This window comes from Bradyrhizobium sp. Unk1 (assembly GCF_059512345.1).
The window spans coordinates 1-9010 of the sequence record NZ_JCAMOP010000097.1; the positions used below are offsets into that span (position 1 = coordinate 1).

Sequence of the window (9010 nt, forward strand, 5' to 3'; positions counted from 1 at the left end):
GCCTTCTCTCCTGACGTCTTCAGCCTCAAGAGCCGATAACGCAACAGGCCCCTTGTGGGAGAGGGTGGCTCGCCGCGACAGCGGCGAGACGGGTGAGGGGTTCTCTCCGCGAATTCAAATCTGATTTGGATTCGCGGAGACATACCCCTCATCCGGCGCTTCGCGCCACCTTCTCCCACAAGGGGAGAAGGGAAGAGGAGCCCTCAGCCCTTCCTTTCAGGCACGCGCCTGATCTTCGCGCCGAGCGCGTTCAGGCGTTCGTCGATGCGCTCGTAGCCGCGCTCGATCTGGTCGGCGTTGTTGATCGTGGAGGTGCCCTCGGCGCAGACCGCGGCGAGCAGCATCGCCATGCCGGCGCGGATGTCGGGCGAGATCATCGATGCGCCACGCAGGCGGCTGGGGCCGGCGATGATGGCGCGGTGAGGATCACAGAGAACAATGCGCGCGCCCATGGCGATCAGCTTGTCGACGAAGAACATCCGCGATTCGAACATCTTCTCGAACATCAGGATCACGCCGTCGCATTGCGTGGCGGTGACGATCGCGATCGACATCAGATCGGCCGGGAAGGCCGGCCAGGGCTGGTCTTCCAGCTTCGGCACGTGGCCGCCGAAATCGTCCTGGATCTTCAGCGTCTGGTTCGAGGGCACGATGAGATCGTCACCCTCGATGCGGCAGACGATGCCGAGCCGCTCGAACCCCATGCGGATCGAACGCAGATGCTCGACGCCGGCGCGGACGATGCGAAGCGGGGAGCGCGTGACGGCCGCAAGCCCGATCAGCGAGCCGACCTCGATATGGTCGGGCTGGATCCGGTAGGTCGTGGCGCCCAGCGTCGCCGGCCCATGCACGATCATGGTGTTGGTGCCGATGCCCTCGATTCGCGCGCCGAGCGCGACCAGGAAATTGGCGAGGTCCTGCACATGCGGCTCGGAGGCCGCGTTGCGCAAATGGGTGACGCCGTCGGCAGCGACCGCCGCGACCAGCGCGTTCTCGGTTGCGGTGACGCTCGGCTCGTCCAGGAACACGTCAGCACCGGCGAGCTTTGCCGCGCGGAATTCGAGCCGGTCGGTGGCGGTGACCTTGGCGCCCAGTTGTTCGAGCGCGAGCACATGGGTGTCCAGGCGGCGGCGGCCGATGACGTCGCCGCCGGGCGGCGGCAGCATCACTTCGCCGCAGCGGGCGAGCAGCGGGCCCGCGAGCAGGATCGAGGCGCGGATGCGGACGCAGAGCTCGGGGTCGAGGTCCGCGGCGCGGATGCTCTTGGCGTGGATGTGCAGCGTGTTGCGGGCGGTCCATTCCGCCGCCGCGCCGACCGAGCGGATCAGCTCGACCAGCGTCTCGGTGTCGCGGATCCGCGGCACGTTCTCCAGCGTCACCGGATGCTCGGTGAGCAGGGCGGCCGCGATGATCGGCAGCGCCGAATTCTTGTTGCCGGACGGCTCGATCGAGCCCGAGAGCCGGTGACCGCCCTCGACGATGTACTGGATGGGCGCCACGGGGTTCTCGCTGTCCTGTTGGGTGGGGCTGTTTCGGGCGGAAACTACAGAGAATTGAGCGCGGGAGCAATTGCGGCGGCCACAGTTGGTGGCCCCGAGGAGGCTGCTAACTCCTCATGGTGAGGAGCGCGGAACGCGCGTCTCCGGACGATGCTCGCATCGGCGGGCGAACCATGGAGGCCCGGCTCTCGCCCGCAGCCATCCTTCGAGACGCCCGCTATCGCGGGCTCCTCAGGATGAGGTCCGGAGCTTTTAGCGCGGCGGCCGCCCATCAGAACAGCCCGATGATATTCGCGACCACATAGAGGATCGCGATCAGGATCAGTGCGCCGATCATGACGAAGGAAATCTCGATCGCGATGGCGCCGGTGCCGAGGATGGCGGCCACGCCCGCAAGAAGCCTCTCCTCCCGAAAGATCAGCGCGAGGACCGAGAGCAGGATGGCCAGCAGGCCGAGCGAGATCGCGGCGGCTGAAGCGGTTTCACTCCAGCTGCGTCCAGCCGATTTCTCGACCTTCGGCGCCTGATACTCCACGCCCTTCATGCGCGCGATCACGCGGTCCTTGATGCGATGGCCGGTGTCGACGATGACCTGGTCCGCCGGGGGCGGCGGGAACACCATCGGCACGACCCAGTGCGGCAACACGGCCGCCATCAGCGCCAGCACGCCGACAATGCTGCCGATGATGCCGAGACGGCGGGAGGGGAGGGCGGAACCGGTAGTTGCAGAGCTGGTCATGGCGTGACGCATCCCGGCCGGAATTGGCCTTGCGGGTTCATGCCACTTCGTCGCGATGGCGGGTGGTGAGGTTCAGCGATGCAGGGATTGGTCTAGCCGTCATGCCCGGGACAAGCCCGGGCATGACGTTGTGGAAGCAGCGAGCCCTCAGATATCGATCGTTGCGCTCAGCGAGTGTTCCTGGATGAAGTCGCGGCGCGGCTCGACCACGTCGCCCATCAACTTGGTGAAGATATCGTCGGCCTCGTCGACTTCCTTGACCTTCACTTGCAAGAGCGAGCGCACGTCGGTGTCGAGCGTCGTCTCCCAGAGCTGCTCCGGGTTCATCTCGCCCAGGCCTTTGTAGCGCTGGAGCGTGATGCCCTTGCGGCCGGCGTCGGTGACCGCTTCAAACAGGTCGACCGGGCCGTGGACGGCATGCTCGGTGTCCTTGCGCCGCAGCTTGCCGGGGCGCTCGTAGACATCTTGCAGCTTGGTTCGGTACTCGTGAAGCTTGCGCGCCTCGGCCGAGCCCAGGAATGCATCGTCGATGACAGCAGCCTCCTTGACGCCGCGCACCGTGCGCTCGAACAAGAAACCTTGTCCTTCGACGAATTGGCCGACCCAGCCGCGTTCGACCTCTTCGGCTTGCCTGTCTAACCGCTTGGCCATGTATTCTGCTGCAGCGCTGGCATTCGTAGGATCGGAATAAATCTCCTTGCCGAACAAGCCTATGACGGCGCCCTGCTCGATCACCCTGCGATTGTAGCGGCTGTGCAGATTGCGCAGGATGCTGCGGACGGTTCGAGCGTCATCGACCAGTGAGCGCAGGTCGCGGCCGGTCCGATCGCCGCCAGATCCGGGAATGAAGACGCAGTCGTCGAGCCCGGTGTCGATCAGATAATCTTCGAGCGCCCGCTCGTCCTTCAGATATTGCTCGGACTTGCCGCGGCTGACCTTATAGAGCGGCGGCTGCGCGATATAGAGGTAGCCGCCGTCGATGATGTCGCGCATCTGCCGGTAGAAGAAGGTCAGCAGCAGCGTGCGGATGTGGGCGCCGTCGACGTCGGCGTCCGTCATCACGATGATCTTGTGATAGCGCAGCTTTTCGATCGAGAACTCGTCGCTGATGCCGGTGCCGAGCGCGGTGATCAGCGTGCCGATCTGCTCGCTTCCCAGCATCTTGTCGGGGCGGACGCGCTCGACGTTGAGGATCTTGCCGCGCAGCGGCAGCACCGCCTGGAATTCGCGGTTGCGGCCCTGCTTGGCGCTGCCGCCTGCCGAGTCGCCCTCGACGATGAAGAGTTCGGATTTCGCCGGATCCTTTTCCTGGCAGTCGGCGAGCTTGCCGGGCAGCGAGGAGACCGAGAGCGGGCTCTTGCGCGTCAGCTCGCGCGCCTTTCGCGCGGCTTCACGCGCGGCGGCGGCCTGGATCACCTTGCCGACGATCATCTTGGCTTCGCTAGGGTGCTCCTCGAACCAGGCCTGGAGCGCCTCGTTGAGGACGTTCTCGACCACGGGACGCACTTCCGAGGACACCAGCTTGTCCTTGGTCTGCGACGAGAATTTCGGATCGGGCACCTTCACCGAGAGAACGGCGGTGAGGCCTTCGCGGCAATCGTCGCCGGTCAGCGCGATCTTTTCCTTCTTCGCATTGGCCTCGGCATAGCCGTTGACCTGGCGCGTCAGCGCGCCGCGGAAACCGGCCAGATGGGTACCGCCGTCACGCTGCGGGATGTTGTTGGTGAAGCACAGCACGTTCTCGTGGTAGCTGTCGTTCCACCACAATGCGGCCTCGACGCCGATGCCGTTGGCGTCCGCGCGCACCATGATCGGCGCCGGCACGATCGCCTTCTTGTTGCGGTCGAGATATTTGACGAATTCCTCGACGCCGCCGGAATAGTGCATCTCCTCGCGCTTCTCGACCGCGTGACGCATGTCGGAGAGGGCGATGTTGACGCCGGAATTGAGGAAGGCGAGCTCGCGCAGCCGGTGCTCCAGCGTCGCGAAATCATATTCGATGTTCTTGAAGGTCTCGGGCGAGGCGAGGAACGTCACCTCGGTGCCACGCCGGCCCGGCGCGTCGCCGACCACTTTCAGCGGTGCGACGGCATCGCCGTGGGCGAATTCGATGTAGTGCTCCTTGTCGTCGCGCCAGATACGCAAGCCGAGCTTGCTCGACAGCGCGTTGACGACGGAGACGCCGACGCCGTGCAGGCCGCCGGAGACCTTGTAGGAATTCTGGTCGAACTTTCCGCCGGCATGGAGCTGGGTCATGATGACCTCGGCCGCGGAGATGCCTTCGCCCTTGTGGATGTCGACAGGAATGCCGCGGCCGTCGTCGCGCACCGTGACGGAATTGTCGGCATTGAGCACGACGTCGACGCGCGTGGCGTGACCCGCCAGCGCCTCGTCGATCGCGTTGTCGACGACTTCGTAAACCATGTGGTGCAGGCCCGAGCCGTCATCGGTGTCGCCGATATACATGCCCGGACGCTTGCGGACGGCATCGAGACCCTTGAGCACGCGGATCGATTCCGCCCCGTAATCGCTTGGATTTGAGGGCTCGTTTTCGGCAGGCGTCTGCCGAGCAGGTTCTGTCATGAGAGGCCTTCGAGATGTCGCCCGAATCAGCCGCGCAAAAGGCGCTGATTTGCAGGCTATTTGTGCCATGAAAGACCGCTTGCGCCTAGCGCAAAGTATCCTCCGGCAACCCTTTGACGAAATAGGGATTTTTTGCCGGTTTTCAAGGCTATCGAAGGCCGATTCTGGGGCTTGCGAAAAGGGCGATTCGAGGCCCTGTTTTTGGCTCTTGAAGGCGTGGATTTTGTGGGGCGGAGAAGCGCGTTCCCAGGCGCCGTGGCGCCTCTGAGCAGGTCACTGGGTTCAGTAGATCTGATCCGGCTTCTTGTCGTCGTCGCCCAAGCTGAGGGACCAGGCCTCGCCTGAGGCCACGGTGATGGTATCGGTGCGCAACGGATAGCCCGACACGACCAGCTTGTAGGAATATTTGCCGGGCGGCAGATCCAGCGTTTGTGGGTGATTTTCGCCACCCGCGATCTTGATGGTCTGATCGTTGATCGTGAGCGAGGCCACGTCCGGCACGAGATAGCCGAATATCAGCCGCGCCTGTCCGGGCATCGGCAGGAAATTGGCCTTGGCCACGGCCTCCGTATTCCGTTGCACCAGGTCGACTGTGGTCTCGTCCGTCGCGCGGCCGAGCTTCAGGGTGGCCGGGCCCTTCGGGGAGACAAAGGCGAGCTGAGCGTGATTGGCGGCAACCAAAGTACCCTCAGGCTTTTCCGCCCAGCCACGCTTTGCGAGCTCCGTGCGGTAGAAGGCGAGCACATCGCTGAGCTGGGCCGGCACATGGGCTTCGAGCCCGACCCGCAGCGGGATTTCGATGCCGGTCATATGGGTGGTGTTGGAGCTGGAGAAGTTGTGTTGCTTCGGCACCGGCATCTCGGCGTCTGGATCCGCCGGTGTGAGTGCGGCCGAAGTTTGCGGTGACGGGTGCGGCAGCCATCCGCCGGCGCCTGCGGCGACCAGGCCGCCCGCGAGAAGAGCGAGGCCGCACGCGAACAGCCGCCATCGTGCCGGGACCTTCGTTCTGCGCCTCACCGTCGTCATGCCACTCTCCAGGGATGTCGCGCGTTGCAGCGGGTGCGACACAGTCGCCGCCGCCTCCGGACGACTAGTCGCCCCACCAACCGGACAGGTTCAACCTGGCCGTTACAGGCACAGACGGCGGGATCAATACATCTGGAGCGGGAGCACCTCGCCGGTCGGCCCCACCAGGAGGCCCCAGGCGTCGCCGGCGGCAACGGTCAGGGTCTCGCTGCGAGCGGGCTGCCCGGGCAGGCGCAGCGCGTACCGATACTTGCCGCGCGGTATATCCAGCATCGGGCCTTTCGGCGATTGCGGGCCGCCGGCGCCGGCAACGCATCCAGCGCGCCAAATGAAGAATCCACTGCCGGCACACCCTTCTATGCGCGATGATATTTCGCGCAGGCTTTCGAAGCGGATCCCGCCGAACGATTTCTTAGCGAAGAAGGATGAGTCGTGGCGTTGGGGCCGACATGAATCGCCACGACTTGTCGCGCTCAGTCCCTCGCTCTTTCGAGTGCGTGCCGCATGAGCTTTTGGTCGTCGCTGGAGAGCTGCGTCGGTCCGAGCTTGAACGTCAGCTTGTCGATCTTGCCGTTGAACTGGAACGGCAGCTTGTAGCTGTCATCCACGCCCGTGCGGCTATCCACGCCGACGTCGAAGGTCTCGTCGATGGCCATCAGGAACGCAATCGAGTGCGGCATCGACTGGCGGGAAACCTCCTTGCCGTCCACCGACAGCACGCCGGTGCCGCCCTTGCCGAAGCCGGGCCCGTTATATTTGAAATCAAACACAAGGGTATGCTTGCCCGGCTTGAGCGCGGAGCCCAGCCAGTCGCGCGCGCCTACGCCCGCTTCCCAGCGGTATCGTTTCAAGTCCAGCATGTTGTAGACAAAGACCGGTTTGCCTTTCAGCAAATAGAGGCCGTAGCCGCTGAATCGGCCGCCGAGAGTCGCGATCATCCCTTCGGCGCCGCCCTGCGGGACGGTTATGTCGGCGGTGATCTTGTAGTCCTTGTTCATGATGCTGGGTGCGTTTTCGGCAGGGATGCCGGGGTTCGCGCCCTTGTATGTGAACTCAGTTCGTCCGGCGGTCGCGCTCGGCCGCGGCGTGGTGATGCGCGGGAGGACAGAATTGTCCAGCGGCAAGACCTGGTATTTTGCCGCCTCCGACAGGAACAACGCTTGCAACTCCTTGAGCTTGTCGGGATTCTTGGCTGCGAGGTCATTGGCCTGCGAGTAATCCTCGGCGATGTTGTAAAGCTCCCACTTGTATTCATTGATCTCCGGCAGCTTGGCTGTGCCCAGAAGCCACGGCGGCGCCGGCGGCGTTGTGCATGCATACCAACCATCGTGATAGATGCCGCGGTTCGCGAACATCTCGAAATATTGCGTGTCGCGCTTTGAGGGTGCATTGGCGTTGGCCTGGTCAAACGTATAGGCCATGCTCACTCCCTCGATGGGCTTTTGCTTGATGCCATTGACAGTGTCGGGAGCCTGAATGCCTGTGGCTTCAAGAATCGTCGGCACGATGTCGATGATGTGATGGAATTGGCTGCGGATGCCGCCAACGTCCTTGATGTGACCGGGCCATGAGATGGCCATGCCTTGCCGGGTGCCGCCGAAATGCGATGCCACCTGCTTGGTCCATTTGAACGGGGTGTCGAAGGCCCACGACCACGCCACCGACATATGCGGGTAGGTTTTGTCGGAGCCCCAATCCTCGTAATGCAGCATCAGCTCGACTTCAGGCAGCTTCAGAACGCCGTTGTAGGCGGTCATCTGGTTCGGGGTGCCCTCGAGCGTGCCTTCGGCGCTGGTGCCGTTGTCGCCGCTGATGTAGATGATCAGGGTGTTGTCGAGCTTGCCCATGTCTTCGACCGCTTTGATGACGCGGCCGATTTCATTGTCGGTATAGGCTGCGTAAGCGGCAAACACCTCGGCCTCCCGCGCGTACAGCTTCTTTTGGATCAATGAGAGCGAGTCCCACTTCGGCAAGGTATCAGGCCAGGCGGTGAGTTGGGTATTCACCGGGATGACCCCGAGTCGCTTCTGGTTGGCGAAGATCTGCTCGCGCAGCTTCTCCCAGCCCATGTCGAACTTGCCCTTGAACTTGTCGATCCATTCCTTTTTCGGCTGATGCGGCGAATGGGTGCCGCCGGGCACATAGTAGAGGAAGAACGGCTTGTCGGGTGCGGCCGCGTTCAGGCTGTTCATGTAGTTGATGGCTTCGTCCGCCATATCGGTAGTGAGGTTGTAGCCGGACTTGCCGATCCACGGAAAAATCTGGGTCGTGTTTTTATAAAGATAAGGCGTCCACTGGTCGGTCTCGCCGCCCATGAACCCGTAGAAGTATTGAAATCCCATTCCGACTGGCCACTGGTCGAATGGACCAGCCGCGCTGTAAAGATAGGTTGGGGTGTTATGGTTCTTGCCGAACCATGAGGTGGCAAAGCCGTTGTCCCGGAGGATAGTGCCGATCGTCGCACTCTCCGGGCCGATGACGGAATCGTAGCCCGGATAGCCGGTGGACATTTCCCCGATCACACCAAAGCCGACCGAATGGTGGTTGCGGCCGGTGATCAGCGCTGCGCGCGTCGGCGAGCACAACGCTGTCGAGTGAAACTGCGTATAGCGCAGACCCGTCTCGGCGATGCGATCCATGTTCGGGGTCGGGATCACCCCACCGAAGGTGCCGGTCACGCCATAACCCTGGTCGTCGGTCATGATCAGCAGCACGTTCGGCGCGCCTTTGGGCGGCACAACGGACGGTGGCCAGTATGGCTTGGAGTCCGTGGCATCTTCCTTGATCACGCCTTCGAACTTCGGAGGTTCAGGCGGAAGCTGCTTGCCATCGATGGTTGTCGTGGCGCTCGGCGAACCCGGCGTGCCGGTGGTTTGCTGCGCGAGGCTGGTCGTCTCCAGCGCGCACAGCAAAAAACCGACGGTCAGTGCGGTGCCGCAAAGCAGCAAGTTGCGGTGGTTTAGTAAGCGGCTTTCTGGCTTTGAGCTATCGTCAACGTGACGGGCACGGGTCATTGCAAGCTCCCTCTTGGAGACGTCAGAACCCTGTTGACGCCTATTCGGGAGGCAACGCCGCAACGCTCTGTTGATCTAGCAGTCTGCTGAAAAACCTCGAAATGGAGCGTCCTCGCCGGTCGTTGTTGGGGCGATGCGGTGGAGTTGGA

At 63.2% G+C, this 9010-nt stretch carries 6 protein-coding genes; all 6 read right to left on the bottom strand.

Going from position 1 to position 9010, the window contains the following annotated elements; translation table 11 throughout:
- Window positions 1-203 precede the first annotated feature (203 nt).
- Entirely contained in the window at window positions 204-1499 is a 1296-nt protein-coding gene (murA, locus tag AC5ZFO_RS46330) for a UDP-N-acetylglucosamine 1-carboxyvinyltransferase (RefSeq protein ID WP_014491005.1), read from the bottom strand.
- A 271-nt stretch (window positions 1500-1770) separates the two neighbouring features.
- On the bottom strand, window positions 1771-2238 hold the full coding sequence (gene yidI / locus AC5ZFO_RS46335; protein WP_282522637.1) for an inner membrane protein YidI: 468 nt from the start codon (window positions 2236-2238) through the stop codon (window positions 1771-1773).
- Between the two features lie 147 nt (window positions 2239-2385).
- Window positions 2386-4821 (bottom strand): DNA topoisomerase (ATP-hydrolyzing) subunit B, encoded by a 2436-nt coding sequence (gene gyrB / locus AC5ZFO_RS46340; RefSeq protein ID WP_496124048.1) that lies wholly within the window; start codon window positions 4819-4821, stop codon window positions 2386-2388.
- Between the two features lie 282 nt (window positions 4822-5103).
- Window positions 5104-5847 carry a hypothetical protein gene (locus tag AC5ZFO_RS46345; protein ID WP_282522635.1) on the bottom strand — a complete coding sequence of 248 codons (744 nt, stop codon included), beginning with the start codon at window positions 5845-5847 and terminating at the stop codon, window positions 5104-5106.
- A 123-nt stretch (window positions 5848-5970) separates the two neighbouring features.
- Window positions 5971-6120: a hypothetical protein gene (locus AC5ZFO_RS46350; RefSeq protein ID WP_282522634.1), complete on the bottom strand. Its 150-nt coding sequence runs from the start codon at window positions 6118-6120 to the stop codon at window positions 5971-5973.
- A gap of 200 nt (window positions 6121-6320) precedes the next feature.
- Complete coding sequence (locus AC5ZFO_RS46355) at window positions 6321-8861, bottom strand: arylsulfatase (protein WP_282522633.1); 2541 nt, start codon at window positions 8859-8861, stop codon at window positions 6321-6323.
- Between the last annotated feature and the right edge of the window lie 149 nt (window positions 8862-9010).